Origin of the sequence: Catenovulum agarivorans YM01 (genome assembly GCF_000281085.1) — a bacterium.
In the GTDB taxonomy this organism is placed as follows: Bacteria; Pseudomonadota; Gammaproteobacteria; order Enterobacterales; family Alteromonadaceae; genus Catenovulum; species Catenovulum agarivorans.
The window spans coordinates 1-18,853 of the sequence record NZ_JH767530.1 but is presented as its reverse complement, the minus strand read 5'-3'; the positions used below and the strand labels follow the sequence as shown (position 1 = coordinate 18,853).

Annotated in this window: 13 protein-coding genes; 6 read left to right on the top strand and 7 right to left on the bottom strand. The window is 40.0% G+C overall.

Features of this window, described 5'->3' with window-relative positions:
• The 3 genes from WSC_RS25315 to WSC_RS0113465 all read right to left on the bottom strand — a co-directional run.
• Window positions 1-2,079 (bottom strand): TonB-dependent receptor plug domain-containing protein (locus WSC_RS25315; RefSeq protein ID WP_040394564.1); only part of this gene is annotated, 2,079 nt, incomplete at its 3' end.
• 303 nt (window positions 2,080-2,382) lie between these two features.
• Window positions 2,383-4,044: a hypothetical protein gene (locus WSC_RS0113470; RefSeq protein WP_016956462.1), complete on the bottom strand. Its 1,662-nt coding sequence runs from the start codon at window positions 4,042-4,044 to the stop codon at window positions 2,383-2,385.
• A gap of 156 nt (window positions 4,045-4,200) precedes the next feature.
• Window positions 4,201-5,304 carry a substrate-binding domain-containing protein gene (locus WSC_RS0113465; RefSeq protein ID WP_016956461.1) on the bottom strand — a complete coding sequence of 368 codons (1,104 nt, stop codon included), beginning with the start codon at window positions 5,302-5,304 and terminating at the stop codon, window positions 4,201-4,203.
• Between the two features lie 163 nt (window positions 5,305-5,467).
• Here WSC_RS0113465 and WSC_RS0113460 point away from each other — a divergent pair, with 163 nt between their 5' ends.
• Together WSC_RS0113460 and WSC_RS0113455 are read left to right on the top strand one after the other, a co-directional pair.
• Entirely contained in the window at window positions 5,468-6,931 is a 1,464-nt protein-coding gene (locus WSC_RS0113460; RefSeq protein ID WP_016956460.1) for a BNR-4 repeat-containing protein, read from the top strand.
• A 116-nt stretch (window positions 6,932-7,047) separates the two neighbouring features.
• Window positions 7,048-7,923, top strand: a complete 876-nt coding sequence (locus WSC_RS0113455) for a DUF1961 family protein (protein WP_016956459.1) — start codon at window positions 7,048-7,050, stop codon at window positions 7,921-7,923.
• Between the two features lie 99 nt (window positions 7,924-8,022).
• Here the strand turns inward: WSC_RS0113455 and WSC_RS22800 are convergent, their stop codons facing one another.
• Together WSC_RS22800 and WSC_RS22795 are read right to left on the bottom strand one after the other, a co-directional pair.
• Complete coding sequence (locus WSC_RS22800) at window positions 8,023-9,294, bottom strand: alginate lyase family protein (protein WP_016956458.1); 1,272 nt, start codon at window positions 9,292-9,294, stop codon at window positions 8,023-8,025.
• Between the two features lie 84 nt (window positions 9,295-9,378).
• On the bottom strand, window positions 9,379-11,574 hold the full coding sequence (locus WSC_RS22795; RefSeq protein WP_016956457.1) for a BNR-4 repeat-containing protein: 2,196 nt from the start codon (window positions 11,572-11,574) through the stop codon (window positions 9,379-9,381).
• Between the two features lie 291 nt (window positions 11,575-11,865).
• Here WSC_RS22795 and WSC_RS0113440 point away from each other — a divergent pair, with 291 nt between their 5' ends.
• Genes WSC_RS0113440 through WSC_RS0113430 form a run of 3 tightly spaced genes read left to right on the top strand, consistent with a single transcriptional unit; the run spans window position 11,866 to window position 14,606 of the window.
• Complete coding sequence (locus WSC_RS0113440) at window positions 11,866-12,819, top strand: hypothetical protein (protein ID WP_016956456.1); 954 nt, start codon at window positions 11,866-11,868, stop codon at window positions 12,817-12,819.
• Window positions 12,819-13,769: a hypothetical protein gene (locus WSC_RS0113435; RefSeq protein WP_016956455.1), complete on the top strand. Its 951-nt coding sequence runs from the start codon at window positions 12,819-12,821 to the stop codon at window positions 13,767-13,769. The genes WSC_RS0113440 and WSC_RS0113435 overlap by 1 nt, the downstream gene beginning before the upstream one ends.
• A gap of 51 nt (window positions 13,770-13,820) precedes the next feature.
• Window positions 13,821-14,606, top strand: coding sequence for a polysaccharide lyase (locus WSC_RS0113430; RefSeq protein WP_016956454.1), 786 nt, complete (start codon window positions 13,821-13,823; stop codon window positions 14,604-14,606).
• A gap of 47 nt (window positions 14,607-14,653) precedes the next feature.
• On the opposite strand, the gene WSC_RS0113425 is transcribed toward WSC_RS0113430, so the two are convergent.
• Entirely contained in the window at window positions 14,654-16,213 is a 1,560-nt protein-coding gene (locus WSC_RS0113425; protein WP_016956453.1) for a LamG-like jellyroll fold domain-containing protein, read from the bottom strand.
• A 2-nt stretch (window positions 16,214-16,215) separates the two neighbouring features.
• Window positions 16,216-16,797 (bottom strand): sigma-70 family RNA polymerase sigma factor, encoded by a 582-nt coding sequence (locus tag WSC_RS0113420; RefSeq protein ID WP_016956452.1) that lies wholly within the window; start codon window positions 16,795-16,797, stop codon window positions 16,216-16,218.
• A 372-nt stretch (window positions 16,798-17,169) separates the two neighbouring features.
• On the opposite strand from WSC_RS0113420, the gene WSC_RS0113415 reads away from it, so the two are divergent.
• Window positions 17,170-18,756 (top strand): BNR-4 repeat-containing protein, encoded by a 1,587-nt coding sequence (locus WSC_RS0113415; protein WP_082196177.1) that lies wholly within the window; start codon window positions 17,170-17,172, stop codon window positions 18,754-18,756.
• Window positions 18,757-18,853: the final 97 nt, after the last annotated feature.

The following is an 18,853-nucleotide window of genomic DNA, read 5'->3' as shown; positions in this document are numbered from 1 at the left end:
GCTTGGATAGTCACCATTAAAATATTCATTTTGGCTGTCAGAGGTTAAACCATCTTGGAAGAAGTCGGTACTCTGAACTAGACCCATGTTGATACCACCGGCACCTATGGTTCGGTCATAAGCTTCAAGCGTTTCACGTGAGTGGCGGCTACCAAATTTAACACTGGTTAATCTAAAGGCATCTCCACCTATGTCGGTATAACGTTCAAAGTTAATTTCAGCCGATTTCATTTCACGTGTTGGGCGCTGCACCCGACCGAAGGTATAAAAGTCTACTGATTTACCGCCAACTTTATTTTTTTGATTAATAATCTCTGCGGCAAGATTCTCTTCAGTTAAAGGTTTGTTAGAATTTTGCAGCGCAGCAACAGCCTTGTTATGGAAAAAGTCTGTTGGGTAATCTTCGAAGTTGGCTGGGTTAACTTTTTGATCTAGTTTACTACCATTGAAGTTAACCCGAGTTGTTTGCCAGCCATTGGCAAAACGCTGCCAAGACTTGTCACCTAAATCGTAAATCAGCTCTCCTGTAACAGGATCTGTTTGTTGGAATACACCATTCACATCTGAGAAGTTATAGTTCTGCAGTCCATCAATGGTTGCAAACGCATTACTTAAATTACCTTCACCCGTTTTAACCTCGGCATTAAGACCCGTAGGCGCATAATTGTAAGATTTATTGTCATCTAAGTCTTTGTATGTGCGGTGACTATTATTGGTTAAACGAAAGTCAAAACCGTTTTGAACATTCTCGCTCACCGAGCTTGATCTAGTTGCTGTGGCATCAATTACCCAATCATCAGCTGCATAGTTAGCGTAGATGAAAATACCTTTAGCTTCTTGTTGTGATGAGGTTAAGCGATTTACTGGTCTGTAGTTAACATTCGTCAGCTCTGTATGGGTAACACCATATACTGGGATGGTTGCTAGAGCTGGGTCATCTATCCCAGGTTGATAATCAGGGTTGTCAACACTATCTAAACGAATCGGTGCACTTAAAGGCTTGATTCTTTGGGTGTCGTTGTTACCACTGGTATCTACCTGAAATTGTGCATCTTCCATATTACTCTCGTCCATATTCTTAAGAGTATAGAGGAAGTTGGCACCTAGTTTTAATGAGTCAGTTGGTTTCCACTCAATGTTGGCGGTAGCTGAGATACGATCACCACGGTTATGTACACTGACCTGATGCGCTTTACCAATAGCTTTGATAACTGACAGTGGTTCGTTAATGCCATGCTCGGCTTTATAGGCGTTTAAATCATCACGACTGATAAAATTACTGTCGACAGTTAGGTTATTTTCAACTGAATTTAAAGGTACGTATTCAGTGAAGTTAGCGGTGTCACTGCGGAAGTTTTGCTCTGAGCCTGCTACTTTAAATGCAACTGCTAGCTTGTTTTTAATAATATGTTTGGACGCTGAGAGTCGAAACGTTTTATTCCAATCATTAGTGAGTTCTTCCCAGCGGCCACCTAAGCCTACTGAGTATTTACCATCTTTAGAACCAAGTGCACGTTGTAGTTTTTTGTTTACTACACCCGCCATACCGCCTTCTTGTAAATCTGCGGTCGGCGCTTTGATTACGGTTACACCGTCAAATACACCGGCTTCAAAGGCACCAAATGGATTCGATTCACCCACAGCACCGCGAGATAAACTCGGTATAGCAAAAGATTGGCCTTCGGCCATGGTTTTTGCGAAACCACCAGGTAGACCACGCAGGGTAATGTCTGAGTTACGGCCTTGGTCATCGGTATTAAGCTGCACACCTGGAATGGATTGCATGGCTTCACCTAAATCAAGTGCAGGTAGAGCATCCATATCTGTCGCTGAAATGGCGTCGACAATAGATAAAGCTTCACGCTTTTCTCTTAGTGCTGACTCAAGCGAGCTACGAACGCCAGTTACTTCGATCGTTTCAACATCTTCATTTTCTGCTTGGTTGGCATTTAATACGGCTGTTACTTCGGCGGCTAATACCGTTGGTGTAAATAGCGACATAAGCACGCTGGCTGAGCCACCAATTAATAGCGAACGCCCAACGCGCTGCTGTTTTTGATGTGTTATGTTCTTTCTCATTGTTGGTTGTTTCCCCAAGTTAGATATTTGTGTTTTACAAGCTTTTGAACTTCGCCACTGCTAGCTCAAATCAGTCGAGCTGGCGGTTTAAATACACAGTGAAGCAATAACTTCATTAACAAGAGTAAAGAAAACGTAAATTTGCTACCCCTTGATTTGAGAAAGTTTGAATAAAAAAGATTTAAATTGTTATTTTGATGTTGGTTTGTGATTTTTTTTGTGTCGGTTTTGACGCGTTTTGTTGGCGGGGAGGGGAAGGAGGGGCGCACATAGCGCTACGTGGGTAGCGCTATTTGATAAAAATTAATGGCTTAACTCGTAAGCAATTTTACGAATGTTTGCTTCTACAAAATAGAAATCACCATAAACAATTGGAGTGTCTATTTCGCCAGCACTACCCATATTGCCGGTTGCTTCGGCCAATACAAAACCAAAATCTAAACTGGTTTCACGAGTATTGTTGCGATCAACACGGTAGTTTTTAGTTAACTCCAACATGATGTTATCTGCTAATTTTGCATATCTTTGGCGTAATTCCGTGTCTTTAGTGATAGTTGCAAAACGATAGAATGCTGAAGCAAATAGTGCAGATGCCGAGGTATCTCTTGGAATTTTTTGATGGCTAGCTGGATATGGTTTTGAGCCACAAGGAATTAATTTGTCACCTTGAATGACGTCTTCGCCGTACCAGTTTTTCTTACCCGCTAGGCGCTTAAGTGATTCTTCAGACAACATTGACGCTTGCAACACTTGTGGGCGGTAACCTTTATATGGCGTGATGTGATCTTCCAAACGCTTAGCACATAATTCTAATATACCCGAGTAAACTGCCGTTTCTGGTGATTTGTTTTCGGCGTATTCATACGCGTTGTCGCGTGCCGCCCAAAAATCCCAGTAAGGTACATATTCGTCAGCCAATAAATGTTCTACACTAGCAAGCAAACGATGCAGGTGTGCTTCAAAATCAGGGTATTTGCTTAAGTCTGTTTTTGAACGGGCCATAGCTTCAACAACGGTTAAATACCCATAAAGCGACCAACCTTGCCCTCGTGCCCAAGCTGAGACATTGCCTAAACCTTGCCAGTTGCCAGGTTTGTTTTCGCCATAGTCAAATACGTGATATGACAAAGGATATTGTTTTGCTGTGTCATTTTCATCGTAAAAATAGTGGTTGGCCATTGTTTGTTCTGCATGGCTAAAGGCAATATGGTGATACCTTGCTACATCACTGTCGAATAGATATTCCAAATTCATCATGTTGTCTATGATGACTGGGAATGTCCATGGATCAGACAAAGAGTATAGGTCTACTTTTTGCTTACCATTTTCTATGGTTGTGAGCTTCATATGTGGCGCGAAATCCCATGACTTGATAGCGCCTTTTTCATCACTGAAGCGTGTGGCTAAAGTCGCACGGCCGGTATCAAGTAATTGAATGTATTGTTGGCGGGTTGCAGAGTCTAATCCTTCATAGTGTAAAGCTTCACCGTATGAATCATATAGCATAAAACCTAAATCATGGGTTGAGGCTAATGTTGCGTCGGCTTCTAAAGCTTGTTGAAAATACTTGGCACTTTCATAAAGCTTTTGCTCTTCGCCTTCATTCCATTTTATCTCTTGTTTATTGGCTAATAGTTTCCACATCAAACCTGGGAAAAAACCATTGGTCCATTTTGCGTATTTTTCCATAAATATTCCGCCGTGCTCTTGCGATCTTGGAATGCAAATCATGCTTGGATCTTGTTCACATTCTGGGCGGTTATATTGGTGTCGTTTGTTTTCGACGTGGTCGATCATTTTTAAATATTGATCTTTAGAAAAGGTTAAATTTTCTCGAGCTTGCTCAAGTGTAAATGTGTTAACTGACGATGGTTGTGTTGGCTGTATTTCCGTTTGTTGTTGCTGTGAACAACCTGTAATCAGAACGCTAGAAACAAGCATGGTAACTAAATTTTGTTTTTTCATAATACTTTCACTTCTCAAAATTGGTGCTGAAAAACAATAACTACAGTCAAGAGCGAGTTCGTGACACAATTACTACCCCTAAATTGTGCTAGAAAGTTAAATTTTGTTTGCTTGAAATATTTTCGCTCATCTGCCTAGATAACCAGCGCGACTGGATTATTGAGATGTTGATGTTTGTAACAATGAAACATCGAAGTTGTAGTTTTTAATGTTAGGGTTGTAGTACTTTGAGTATTGTTTAATTTTTGCTTTTTGCCAAAAATCAGCAGACATCATGGCATCAACAAATTTTAGATTATTTTTGTCCGCCAGAAAGTATGGAGCTTTGAGTATTGTTTGTGCAGGTGTGTTGTTAAAGGTGACACCATGTTCAATGTCATGGATAAGTATTAATGCCCATACGCCATTGAGGTGATTGCCCACCATGCTAAATGCTAGTTCGTCTTGAATAATCGCCTGACGAGATTGTGGGTTTAGGCCAAAATTTGCGACTAGAGGTTTTGAGTGAGTCTGCCAATTTTGTGTATTTAGATGGTCAATTATACCAAGCGCTATGTTAGGGTTTGCAGCCCAAAATAAATCTATTTGATTATGCCTACTTAACAATTTTTGTGCAGTTTGTTTGGACAGGTCACGATGCCAAGTTGTAAAAACGGTTTGCAATAACCTTGCATTGTTTGGTTTGTAGGTGAAAGCATCATTTAAGCCTGCAATTGTTTGTTGTGCGGCGTATGTCATCCGCGTGCCGGCTATTGCAGCTAAAGTTAACGCATTTTTGCTATTTATTTGCCTTTTTCGTTCGATAAGCTCTATTGCTATCTTTTTACCCGCTAAAAATTCATCAGACAGAATTTGCGCTTTCCAATTAGGGTAGTTTTGTTGTGGGAAACCAATAGTCGCTTGCTCTTTGCTGCTAGTACCTGAGGTAATATCAATTGACTTTATTGCGTGCTTTTTTAGGGTTTCTAGGGTTGGAACGTTACTGACTCTGCGTTGCGCCCAAATAACCCAGTCTGGTTTAGGGTTGGCACTCAGTGCTTTGTTTAAGCTGTCTGCATAGCTTCTAAGCCTTGGGTGTGATGGAAAAATGGTTAGTTTTATGCCTAACCGCTGCGCGACTGTTGGCATGGGCACTGTGGTGTCGTGCCAATAACCAGTTTGTCCTGCGGGCACATATAAAACATGCACAGGCTTAGCCCAACTAACCGTTGAATGAGCCAACCATAACAATAAACTTAACAAACAGGTTCGAATTATCATTTGCGCCTAACTAGCATTTTCCATTGAATCGAGGGCTGGTTATAGCATAGCCGCCTGCATCTGATCCTTCAATTCTATCTATTCATAGGGTAGCAATTTATAGAGTTGTGAGCTTTTATTGATATAGAAATATTTTCTCAACAATAATAAGTTAAGGTTTAATATGCTTAGCACTCACAAATTAGTTAAAGGCTGGCTGGTTGCCAGCGCTTTAGTTTTAACAGCCTGCCAAAACACGCAAGCAACTCATGAAAACACCGAGCAATCGTCCAAGACTGTTGCTACTAACAGCGTAGATTATTTTACCGATACAGGATTAAGTAACCCTGTATCTACTTTGCAGCATCCAGCTGGTGAACACGCCAATGGTATTACTTATGTAACCTATCAAGGCCCGCTTGAAGATGCTTATGTCGCCGCTTTTAACCACAAAACTAAAGAGTGGTTAGGCCCATTTAAAGCAGGCACCAGTGCCATGGGCAAAGATCCAACACGAAAAATTGATAATCACGGTAAACCTGCGATGATCATTGATGATCTTGGATACATACATGTTGCTTTTGGTGGTCATGGTGGTACGCCTGAAATGGGTGAAAATGATATGGGTAACTACAACTATGGCAAATTAAAGCATGTTGTTTCGAAACGCCCATATGACATCACAGAATGGGAAGAGCTCGACAATGTTTCGCCATTTGGTACATACAACCAATGGGTAAAAACCAGTAATGGTGATCTCTACTTGTTTTATCGCCATGGCGCACATCAGAGTCACTGGGTATATCAAAAATCGACTGATCATGGCCGTACTTTTGGTGAGAGAGTGTCAGTGATGATGCCGAAAAAACGCGATGACGGTTTAGGTGTAGACTCTTGGTATGGTTATTTTTCTGAACAAGCTAACGATACTATTGCATTGGCTTATATCTATCACCGCTGCGGTAACAACCATGCAAATGGTAAACACTTGGGTGAACGTACCAATGGTTATTACATGCAAATGGATACTAAAACTGGCCAATGGACGAATGTTCAAGGTGAGCCTGTTGCTACACCTATTACCCGTGAAATTGCTAATGAAAAAACTTTGGTGCTAAAAACCGAGGGGACGGACGATTGGACAGGTATTAGCACTGTGCATTTAGACGACAAGGGTTACCCACATATTCGTTTCGACCGAGGTCATCATAAAAATCGCCACCAGGGCGGCCCTAAAAAGTCACACTATTACCGATGGGATGGCAACAATTGGTTGGTGAGTAAAGATGGCCAACTGCCTATTTCTGATGGCGACCATGTGGTACTTTCGCCGTTACAAACCAGTGTTTTGCTCGCCAGTAGAGCTACAGACCAAAGCCACATGATTTCGTGGAGGCACAGCGATGATGGCGGTAAAACCTTCAAGAAAGGTGATGTGGTACTTGAAAATAAAACCTTTGGTGTTCAAGTATCTTCGATTATTCGTAACGCCCATCCAGATGCTTTAATGTTAGTTTCAGAGAAAATTGATGATTCACATTTAAGAAAAATGTACTTAGTGGGTACTAATGGCCCAGTGTTAAGGGCAAAGAGCCAAGCCCATCATGCAGATGAGAAAACAAAAGCGCTTTATAAAATAAACAAATAATAAACTAATTAATAATTTAGCTGCTTTGTGTAAAAGTGCAAAAGCAGCTAAATTTATAGTAAACCTAAACTCTGGATAACAAAGATTAGCAGTGATAAATAACAAGAGACTTTTTAATGAAAATATTATCTAGCGCGTTGGTAACGCTACTAAAAGCAAGCTTAGTTATGCTACCAATAAGTTGCTCCGATGTAACAACTGGGCAACCTCAAGCTTCTGAAGATGAAGCTGAGATATTCGCAGACATTGAGCCAAGCAAACAAAGCCAGTTTGAGCAAATTAACAACGAGTCTTGGCAACAACTTATGTTCGATAGCGGCACTAAAAACTGGCAGCAACATTGGTCGATTGATGGGCTAGTTGGCACTGTTGAAAATACGCCTCAAGGCATGCATGTGAGCGGTGGCCCTGAAGCAAAAAATCACGCGCACCATTTAGTGGTTTGGAGCAAACAAGTCTTTTCTGGTGACATTAAACTTGAATTTGAATATACCCGTACAGATGCAGCTATTCGTTACGTAACCATAATATATATGTTAGCAAGTGGCGAAGGCACGCCCGAGTTTGACAAAGATATTATGGCTTGGGCTGATTATCGTCAACAGCCTTACATGCGCCACTACTTTGACAATATGAATACTTATCATATCAGTTATGCTGCATATGGTGTTGAGAATAACGATCCTGAGCAAGATTATGTTCGTGCTCGCCGCTATATGCCGCTTGCCAACAAAGGTTTAAAAGGGACTGCGCTTGAAGGCGATAATATGAATACAGGCTTTTTTGCAACGGGTGTGCCGCATCAAATCACTGTGATTAAAAATGGCCACAATTTGTGGATGAAGGTACAAAATAGCGAGCAAAGCCAAGTATATTACTGGGATACCAGCAGTCACCCTTATCTTAACGAAGGGCGAATTGGCTTACGCCATATGTTTACCCGTAGCGCTATCTATAAAGATATTCGCATTTCCAGTTTAGCAGCAGATTAGTTATACCTCCGTTAGTTCACTAGCTGTTTATTCACCAATTAAATTCACCGTTAACGGTGAATTTAATTGAAAAATGACTCAGTCTTTTAATATTAGCAATCACATAGTGTGATACAGCAATAACTCTTCAGCTGATAAAGTTGGCTTAACCTTCTGGTAAATATCATCAGGAACGGCATTTTTACCAAAATGAGCGCGTGTTATGTGCAGCATAGGGTAGGTTTTTAACTGATATGCTTGCTCAATTGTTTTCCAAATTTGTTTGTATTGCCAGGTTTTTTCACCACGTAAATACGGGTAAAAATAGCCAATTGCTTTTGGCAAACTTTGTCCTTGGCTGCCTTCAAAATGCCACAAATTCACATCTAATTTTTCCGCTAAAAATGCTACCTGTACCAATGCTTGTAAATTCATTGATGTGTAGTTTACTGACTTGGTGCGTTTGAGCTCATGTGGTTGAGAGCCGTCTGGTTTAAATTGCTCTTCAATACGCTGTTTAGTTTCTGTTAAATAACTTTTAGCTTGCGCTTGTTTGTTTAAATACATCATTAAACCAACAACTTGATAGTCGTACCACGAACCGTGATTATTTTTACGTGTTCTTTCTAGGTTGCCTAATTCACTGGTTAACAACCAGGTTAAATAGTCATTTAACCAAGTATTGACCTTAGTAATATAACGGCTGTCAACTGTGTTGGTAGCTTGTAGTAGTTGCATGGCCGTAACAAGATTACTGATGCTGGTCCATTCAATTACACCAAATGGCGTACCATTGTTTGTGCCAGGCCAGCCTTGCGCATAGTTTAAGTGTGGATTCATACGTGTTTTAGGGTTAACCATCCAAGTATCAACATAAGTTTGCATACGCTTTAAATATGCAGGGTTGTTGGTGTAGGTGTAAGCTAGCGTTAAGGTTTTTAATGCTTTAAGAAACTTAGACGAGCGCGCTTGGTCTGTATGTTTGCCGCGTGTCATTGGGTTTACTTGACCGTCTTTATTAACCCAAGGTAAACCATCCGCTGTATCTGGGTTTGGCCAAAAATACGGAGCTAAACTGAGGTAGTCATTTTTATTTCCACTAGGCCCAGCTTGAGGTTTGTCGAGCACTGATTCAATGGGTTGTGTTAGGTCCTTTTCTGCGGCTTTTTCAACAGTATTCACAGCTGTGATATAGATTTCATTACCTGCTGTAACCTGTTGTTGAATGGTTTGAATATGCTGTTGGTTGTAATAAATATAATCTGGTACGACAGCTAAATTGCTTTTAGCTGCGTGAGAACTAGTTGGTGTGCTGGTGCAACCTGTCGTGACAATACTCAGTGCAATAAGCATACAGGTGATAACCACTTTTACTTTTTTTAGCTTGTTCATGAAGAAAATCATTGTCCTAATGTTAGTGAATAAGCGAGGGAATATTCGATATTCCCCCTTGGTCAATTAGCCTGATATAGCCGGTTAAATCCGAAAGCTTCTGCGTACAGCCAATAGAATTAAAGCGAACACAATCATGGGATTTGTAGGGCCTCCACTCGAAGATTCACTGTTGCCTGTATTCGCATCGGGTTGATTGTTTGCTTGCTGTTTGACTGTCAGCGTAATGTTGGTTTCGTTTGTTAAACCTGCGCTATCTGTTACCACTGCTTTTAGGGTGTGCGTGCCAACTGCAAGCGCTTTAAGTGGGGTATCAGCTTCAGACCAAACATAAGGCGCTGTGGTTTTAGCTGAAACCTCTTGGGCATTTACAAATAAGGTCACTTTGGCAATGGTTCGCTCTGCAACAGGGCTTGCGGCGTTTAGGGTTAAACTAAGATTTTTGTAACCTTCAGTTAATGTTGGTGCTGAAGCGCTAAAGCTAATACTTGGTGTTGGGTCTATCACTTTTAACTCGGCTAGTGCTTGATTTGTTGCATCATTACTGTCTGTCACAACGGCTTTTAATTGGTAGCTACCTGCAACCAAGTTTTGCAGCTTAGCTTCAGTGGCTGTCCATTGGTAAGGTGGATTATGTATAGTAGAAACTAACTCATCATCAAGGTACAAGGTCAGGTGTTTTATAGTTAGGTCGCTATTATCAACAACAGGCTTTGCTGTAATCTCTAAATTTTTGTAACCAGAAAGCAAGTTAATATTGTTAGATTCAAAGCTTACACTGGCTTTTTCTATGCCTAGATCAATTATTTGTAAATGAATCGGTCTAGCTGAACCAGAGCCATTTTTCATTAAATAGTAATAAACTTTACCTTGTTCTACGTGTACTACGCCATGATCAAAATCGCCGTTTGCAGCTTGATAAACACGAGTAAACTTGTTGGTGCCGCCTTGGGTTACTTCAACATAAGGATTGCCGCCGTCTAAACCTATAATGTAAACATCGTCTCCTGCGGTATAAATTTCTTCAGCGCCGTTAAAATCGGTTGAGGTTATAAAATCGCTAGCGCCAGTGGGTTTGTATGTGTGAGCGTATATATCTTTTTTGTTTTCTGTATCTCTTACTCTATGCACGAAGTGCACATCACCTTTGGCCGTTACAGTCCAATCAAAGTTACCAACAATATAAACTTGGTCGGTTTTTTGTGTTGTGACTAAATCACCTGGCTCAAAAATTTTAATTTCGTCTGAATTAACCAAGGGCCAGGTCATGGCATCACCCTTGTGGTTGTACCATTGACCAACGCCGTCAGGTGCATCTGAATATGCGTAATAAATACCATTTTGATAAATGTATCTATCGTCTTGGATATTCGTGCGTTGCTGAAATCCTACACTTAGTTTGCCATTCACGTATTTCATGTTGCCATATAAGCCCCAATTGTATGCATTGCCTTTGTCTATTTGGTTGTTGTAATTAAAGTTGGTGAAAGTGGACCATTTTTGATTAGCCGCATCATAACTATTAAATACGTATGCGCCGTTGTTACTGCTGCCTTTACGCATATACAGTAGTATTTGGCCATCTGTATTGGTAAAAAACTTTGGGTAAGTTAAGTTTTTAAAATTGTCTTTATCGGCTAAATTGCCCGTCATTGTAAGGTGTTTATAGTCGTCTGTACCTTGGTTGATGCTGCTGGTGTCTTTAACAAATTTGTCTAAAGTAAATTCATCATCACTGACTTCTGCTGTGCCAGCAAGGCTATAGCTGTATCTGAAATAATCGTCTTTAAATGCTTTTCTGGCCGTGGTGTCGTCATAGCCGTGCATGTCGTAAACCATATGAATGGTGCCGTTAACTGGGCTGACAGCTAAACCTATGGTGTTATGTGATTCGCCTATCCACCAATCGCCTAAATAGCCTGTATGTCGATGCGGAAACTCAATGGTTTTGATGGTATTGGTTTTAGTGTTTAAACGAGAGAGCATTACATGGCGATCGTCCTTACCACCGCGATACCAGGTCATAAATACATAATGTTTGTATGTTTTTACTGAGTCGCCATGAGCTGAAATGCTTGGGCCAAAATGGTAATGGTATTGGCTGTCGCTGATAAATTGTTGGTCGGTATAATCTTTTATGTCTGAGTTACTATCTCTTTTACCATCAAAGTGCAGTGCGTTGTCTGCAATTTTATAGTCTGATTCTAGCGTGACGGCTGCGTTTACTGTGGTGGCTGTTATTAAGAGCAGGGCGGCACAACCGCTTATTTTTATTGCCATGTTATCTATGCCTTTGTTGTGGATAAATTTATATAGCAATAGCGGGTTTAATAAAAAACTAATACCCCTAAAAAGATCTATATCGAGCTTTTTACCAAATTTTTATTCTTTTTTATTATTATAAATCAATTGCTTATGTTGTTCTGGAAGTGTTGTTGATTTTATTTGAACAAATATTTAATTTATTGGGTAGTAGTTTTCACATTTGCTCGCTAATCCTAATAGGCAAGTAATAACGCGCCTGATTTCACACAACAAATGTACAAAACTAGGTTTTGCTTATAGGTCATTATGAAAGTAGAAAAACTAGCTAACAATCAGTTTAAATCTATTCCGTTCGTAGTGAGCCTAGCTGCTAGTTTGACACTTGGTTTGGCTTACGCTTATAGCGTATCTAGCTCAGGTACAGCTTTATCTGCAGCGCACATCGAGCCACTATCTAATCAAGATTTTTTACAACAGCTAGACTGTCCAAACCAATATACAAATTCAGCCAACAACATAGAGATAGAGCAGAATGCGAACAACTCTGATGAAGCGACAAAGCTTATAACTCAAGTACAAGCATTCAGTGGTGCTGAAACTCGGTTATCAAATGAGACGCAGGCCAACTCAACTTTAAATGATGTTTTACAGTTTGGTTTATCTGAGCAACAAGCTGAGGTTTTTGTTGAAGCTTCAACTGCAGAGCTTTATCAAGATCTTGTGGTTAACCCGAGTTTAATCCCTGATGTTGCGACAAAGATCACTCAGCTACCAGCAGACTCATTAACACGCGAATATTTGTTAACTCTACTTAAGAACATTCCTGATTTGACCTTGGCTCGGGTGATTAATCAATTGTTAGCTGCAGGCAGAGCTGAAGATCAGCTTGCAGCTATTTCTTTGCTGGCATCTATTGAAGACTCAAGCTTGCGCGCACCAATTAGCCAAAGCTTAGTGCAGCAATATCACTCTATGCCTCATCCCGCACACAAATTATCTCTGTTAGCACACCTTGATTCCAATATGGTTGAAAAAGAGTCACTCGCAGCTGATTTAACTCAGCTTGTTCAAGCTGAAGATACCTCACTGACATTACAAGCGGTTGCTGTGGTGAAAAAATGGTTGTCAGATAGCAAGATGATGTTTACCCAGCAGCAACGTCAACAGATTAAGTCGATAGTAGAAGACATTGCCAACGACTCTACAAGCCCAGCAAAACTTAGGCTTGAGTCATTAGACATATTGGAGTTGTTGGGTTAATGAGCAATTCAAGTATGCAGAATAAATCGGCTAATTTCACATCTATCTTTGCTGGCACCTTACTCGGTTTAGTTATTGCGGCTGTATTAGGTCGCTCTGAGGTTATATCTGTTTCAGCCGACAGTGCACAAAACATAGAGTCGAATACGGCTATAAATACTCAAGTATGTGATGAGTTGGATTCGTTTGAAAATCAGGTTGCCGCGTATGATGTTATAGCAGCACCAAGGGCTATTAACCAAGTGCTTAAAACTGGCTTAACCGATGAAGAAAGACGTTGGTTAAGTGATAATGAACAAACATCAGTTGATGTTGATTTTACCGCTAGCCCAGAACTTGTTGATGCAATGCTGGATGAAGTTATGTGGCTAGAAAACAATGCAACTCGTCGTTACTTAATTCAAGCATTAAAACAACTAGATGCAGCAAGGCTTAAAAATGTTGTTTATCAACTTGCTGATTCAAATCGAGCAATTGATCAAGAAAGTGCAATTGAAATAGCAATTGAGCTCAGTGCATTAACCGCTGATGCACAACTTATTTTAGATTTGTTTTATGTCGATTTAGCACCAAGCGCACAGCTGCAACTAATTTTTGCATTTAATCAGCAATACAGTCAGTTAAATCCGCTAGATTTCTATCCGCAATTGCTCGACGTCTACCAAGCGGCATCCGATGCAAACATTAAATCAGCAGTCGTTCATGCCCTGTCATTTTCAGCTGAAGTTCGTGATTTGTTATTCCCTGAGATTTTGTCGTTAATGCAAAACGACTTTAATCAAACTGAACTTCAAGGTTTGCGCTCAATTCAACAATGGGTTGAAAGTTACGCTGTTCATTTCAATCAAGAGCAAAAATTACAGCTTAAGCAGTACAGCGATAATTTATACGCATTATCAGATAGTTACGAAAAGAAGAAAATTGCTATTCAGATAGGAGGTGCAATCTAAAAACACACAACACTTAACACTAACACAAACTTATTAAAATGGTAAAAACACATGAAAAACTTAAAAAAATTTGCACTAATCACATCTTTAACTTCGGTATTTATGTTGTCGACTAATGTAAACGCAGCATCTACCTTATATTCTGAAAGTTTTAATTCTGGATCAGGGCAGTGGACACATGCCAATGTGCAATACAGAACGGGTGCGAAAAATATCAAAATTAAATATCCACTGTATAAAAACTTCGACACAGGCAGAGTCGGTTCTCATCCTATGATGGTTGGGCAAATTGACATAGCTGAAAATGCAATTGATGCAACCTTCAAATATCGCATCAAATTTGAAGACAATTATGATACTAACATGGGTGGTAAGTTTTTTGGACTCGGGCCTGCCGAGCCTGTAACTGGCTGTAAAGACATTACCACTTATGGTTGGAGTGCGCGTATTGGTATTCGTGACAAACACCCGCAACTATACATTTATAGACAAGGCAAACCAGATGGTCAGTGTGGCGAAATCATTAAAGCTGAGCATATAACTTTTCAAAAGAACCGTTGGTACGATTTAGCCATTTACGTAAAAGTAAATAGCTCAGGCTCAGCAAATGATGCTGAAGCGCGTTTATATGTAGACGGTGTTGAAGTTGCTAAAAAAACTGGCTTTAAATTCTTTGGTGGCTCGAGCTCGAACGTACCGCCTCAAGCAAAAATTCAGAAGATCATTCGTACCAGTTTCTTAGGCTCTATGCCAAGCATCTCGAACGGTGAAGTTAAAACTGGTGAAGCTTCGGCTTTATTTGACAACATCCAAGTTGTTCGAGGTAACAACCCTTAAGTCCTGATTACTTATTTAAAGGCTTTGACTAAAACCCAGCCATATATCTAAGGCTGGGTTTTGATTAATTCACTCGGTAGCCTTGTGATACCATCAAGCTTTATTTTTGCATGTGGTGGTAATTGAAGCCTAAGTATCACTGGTAACTCTTCAGTTGTGGCTGCTAATCCAAAGTAGTTATCGCCTTTTTTGATATTATCCAAATGCATTTCAAGCGTAAGTTTAGGCAAAGCTAACCCATAAAAAGCAACCTCATCAATGGCTCCTGAAAATCCTTTGCCAATGCTTGTTGTAACCTTACCGCCGCTGAAAACTTGTGAGCCTTTAGGGTGATTATAAGCGGCAAGTTGTTGAGCATTTATATAAATTGCTTGTAAACCTGAATCGACACTATATGTGGCTGCAACATGATAGAATTGCCCGTTTGTCAGTTCTGCTATGCTGGGTCGGCCATTTTTTCCATCAAGTGCTAGAGGTAATTCAAAATAACCTTTTCCTAAAATGGTTAAACCAAAGTTTAAGTGGGTTTTGCTCATAGCGAGCGACATATGGACTTGATCCTTGCTTTGCTGCTGATGAAATATAGTATAAGTTTGCTGTACATCATCTAACTGGGCGGGTTGGAGCAAAGCTTCAATCGTTACACCACGCGTTACTGCAAATGTACCTGTGCCAGGTACTGTACCGCCACCACTGCCAACTTCTATCATTGAATTGTCACTGCCATCAAATTTAACGGCTTGGCCGACAGCGCCTTTAGTTTTGTCTATGCTAGTTGATGATATTCCATGTGCTTGGCCTGCTGAGTCAACCAAGCGGTCACTATTACCATTAAAGCTCCAATAATGAGTTGGTCGCCAGTTGCCTGGTATGTATACAGTTTTTTCACCACTGAAAATAGTGGGATCTTTGGCGGTTAAATCAACAGTAAAACCACTACCATTCGATTGAACAATAAAGTCGTGGGTGTGAATTATGGTATTTTGCCCAGGGGCGGACTCTATCCGGTATTTGCCGGAACGAGCGCGAATTTCTTCATTGTTAAATATCTTAATGCTACTGTGTGGAGAAACATGTATGGTGTCACCATCTATTAATTTTAATGTCGTGTCGGTTTGTGTTTTGTACAGACCTGCAGATAAAGTACCTGCAAATATTTCACCTTGATGGCTTTCTGATATAACTTGCCCTTGCTGTATTTTGGCAACAATCGGCGACGGATTACGGTTGAACAATAGCCAAAATAAAGCCAATAAAAGCAGTATCGCAACTACGACTATTGTTAAGTTAAAGCGCGGTTTGTTTTGTTGAGGTGTGTGTTCAATTTCATCAATTGTTTGCGTGTTAGCAGTATCCACTTCTTTGTCTTTGGCACGGATAACAAGTTCTTCAGCAGTGGTTACTCGGCGATACACAAATTCTATTTCTTGTTCTAACGATGTTAACATCTGGAAGTGCATATTCAGGTAGTCATAATAGAATTCCTGCGCGGCTAAATTACCCCGCAGTAATTTTTGCAACTCTGCTATTTGCTCCGGCGTGGCGCTATTGCTGCAAACATCATCAGCAAGCAAGCGAACTTCTGTAAATTGATCACTTCGGCTCATGGTTAACGCTCACTGGTTTTGCTATCCACACAATCGATCAACTTTTTACGCAATTTACCCACTGCTTTGCGAATGGCATAGATAGAGCGACCTGTTGAGTCAGCCATAGCTTGTGCGGTTAAATTCTCCACATAAAAGCCTTGATAGACGAGCTGCATAGTGGATGACAGGGCTGTGCGGCATTTGTCTAAATGCAGCCATTTTTGCTCACGCTCAAGTGATTTACTTTCAATTACTCTAATGTTTTCACTAAATTCCTGCATAAAATCATCGTCTAGTCCTAACAGATATTGGCTGTTTTTTTTGCGAAATTTAAGAATTTTATAGTAGGCAATGGTATTTGCCCATTTAGAGAAATTACTGCCTGGTTCAAAGGTGTCGAATTTTTGCCATAGAGTTAAACAGGTTTCTTGGAATATATCATCTGCTATTGTTTTGTTAGAGACAAAAGCAAAAATATAAGCATAAAGTCGTTTTTTATCTGCTGCAAACAATTGATTGAATAGTGCTATGTTGGCCTGTTGAATTGAGTCTCTTACTGATTTTAGCTCCGAATTATCACTGTTGTCTTGATGTGGTAACACGTTACGACCTTAAATGACTACGATTGATTACTTTGTGTTGTAGGTAGAATTAAATGCTATTTAGTCGCTGATAGCAAGCATCAACCAATAATTTAACAAGTTCACAACCTACATTTATGATGTTTGGATATAATTTAATTCTCCTAAACTTGCATAAATAGTAGCAAGTTTATTGTTGTGACTATCCATGGCGCTTCACCCTAATAAAGTAGCATTCTTGTAACAATAACCAGCTTGATACACCTGGCCTAGTTGAATAATTAATATTTTCCGCTATATTTACTGGATGATTTAATTTGCTTGTTTATGCGTATTTTAGCTTGTGTAAGCAAAAAACTGTCCCTTATCTATACAAACCGGAAATAAAACTCAATGCAAACATTTAAACAATCCAAGCTCAAAGCAACATGCTTGACCTCTCTTACGAGTTTGATTGCAATAACGGTATTAACTGCTTGCTCTGCAACCAATAATACGACATCAAGTGCAATTGTCGAAAATAGCAAAACTGGTCTAGTTGTTTTAGAAAGCCAGACAAAAATAACTGATGGTGCGCTACATTTTGATGGTAATAAGTTGAACCATAAAACCTTTGAAAATCCATCAAAAGGTCCTGAATACGATTATTTTTTTGGTAAGAATATATCAGCGCATGGTGATGCGGTAAAACCATATAAGCACTATGTATTTATGACTTGGTATAAGGGTGGGAAAGACAATCGTAATGTGATGTTATCGCGCTTAAATACTAAAACTGGCAAGGTTAAAACCATTCAGTTTCCGCATCAACATACTGGATTCCGCGGTGATCCTCTGGTGGGGGAGTCGCACAATACTATAGGTTTAGCAGTAAGTCCGTTGAATGGCACTATTCATATGGTCTACGACATGCATGCTTATGTTGATGACGATAAAAATGGTCGTTTTAAAGGCCGTTTTGTGAACGACTTTTTCCGTTATTCTTATTCAGTACCAGGTGCAGCTGAGGTGAGTGATGAAGAGTTCACTTTAGCGCAATTTGTAAAAGACACCAGCGAAGTAAGCCAAGGATCTGACGACTATAAACACCTAACTATGACTGGTGATTTAGCTGATAAAGATAATTTTGCAGCTTTAACTTATCCAAAGTTTTATACCACTACTGATGGCACCTTGATCCACTACATGCGTTGGGGTGGTAATAATAACGGTGCTTATTATTTCAATAAGTATGATGCTGAGCAGCAAAAATGGACTCGCTTTACTCCGTTTAATCACAAAGATCAAAAAACTCACGGGCATCCATATAACTGGGGCTTATACGGTTATATGAAATACCTCAACGGTAAACTTAGAGTGAGCTTCCAACAACGTAGTGCCGACAATAATGATAGATACAAATATCAAAACGGTGTGTATTACGCATACTCAGACCATCCAGACGGCATGGGCGAGTGGAAAAATCATAAAGGTGAGCCTATGACTTGGCCCTTGGTGAATTCTGATGAAATCAAGGTATTTGAGCCAGGTGATTACATGACACACCAAGAGCCAAACTCTGTGTATATTGTTGGTGGCTTTGACTGGACTGTGACAGAAAATGAAGATATTCACATTATTAGTAAAGCACGTTCGACTGACAGAAAACGCGCTGATTATGAAGAAGTTGCTATTCACGCTTACAAACCAGCTGGCGCAAGTGAGTTTAAGATTTCAACTGACTTTACTGGCGGCGATTCAATTTATACAGCGGGCGATGATATTTTTATTATCGGTTTGAAAAACGGTTATCCATACGTAGAAAAAGCCAAAGGCGGCACTAATGATTTTGTACCTATGTATCAGCAAAAAGGCGGTACAAAATTTGATCACGGTACTATTCATATTAAAAACGGTAAGGCTTACTATTATTTAATGGAACAAGGTGAAGGCAGCTCATTACCACTGTATTTGCAGATTATTGATTTAGGGATTAACTAACTTGAACCTAAGCTTATTGAAGCAATAAAAAAGCCCGCTAGCGATGAAGTGACCCCATAAAGTTGGACTCATTTCTAAGCGGCAACCAAGGCCTGAT

Excerpts from the sequence above, each read along its gene's own strand:
- WSC_RS0113455 (WP_016956459.1), top strand. The coding sequence starts at position 7,048 with ATGAAAATATTATCTAGCGCGTTGGTAACGCTACTAAAAGCAAGCTTA.
- WSC_RS0113435 (WP_016956455.1), top strand. The coding sequence starts at position 12,819 with ATGAGCAATTCAAGTATGCAGAATAAATCGGCTAATTTCACATCTATC.
- WSC_RS0113415 (WP_082196177.1), top strand. The coding sequence starts at position 17,170 with ATGCAAACATTTAAACAATCCAAGCTCAAAGCAACATGCTTGACCTCT.
- WSC_RS0113440 (WP_016956456.1), top strand. The coding sequence starts at position 11,866 with ATGAAAGTAGAAAAACTAGCTAACAATCAGTTTAAATCTATTCCGTTC.
- WSC_RS0113430 (WP_016956454.1), top strand. The coding sequence starts at position 13,821 with ATGAAAAACTTAAAAAAATTTGCACTAATCACATCTTTAACTTCGGTA.
- WSC_RS0113470 (WP_016956462.1), bottom strand. The coding sequence starts at position 4,044 with ATGAAAAAACAAAATTTAGTTACCATGCTTGTTTCTAGCGTTCTGATT.
- WSC_RS22800 (WP_016956458.1), bottom strand. The coding sequence starts at position 9,294 with ATGAACAAGCTAAAAAAAGTAAAAGTGGTTATCACCTGTATGCTTATT.
- WSC_RS0113425 (WP_016956453.1), bottom strand. The coding sequence starts at position 16,213 with ATGAGCCGAAGTGATCAATTTACAGAAGTTCGCTTGCTTGCTGATGAT.
- WSC_RS0113465 (WP_016956461.1), bottom strand. The coding sequence starts at position 5,304 with ATGATAATTCGAACCTGTTTGTTAAGTTTATTGTTATGGTTGGCTCAT.
- WSC_RS0113460 (WP_016956460.1), top strand. The coding sequence starts at position 5,468 with ATGCTTAGCACTCACAAATTAGTTAAAGGCTGGCTGGTTGCCAGCGCT.
- WSC_RS22795 (WP_016956457.1), bottom strand. The coding sequence starts at position 11,574 with ATGGCAATAAAAATAAGCGGTTGTGCCGCCCTGCTCTTAATAACAGCC.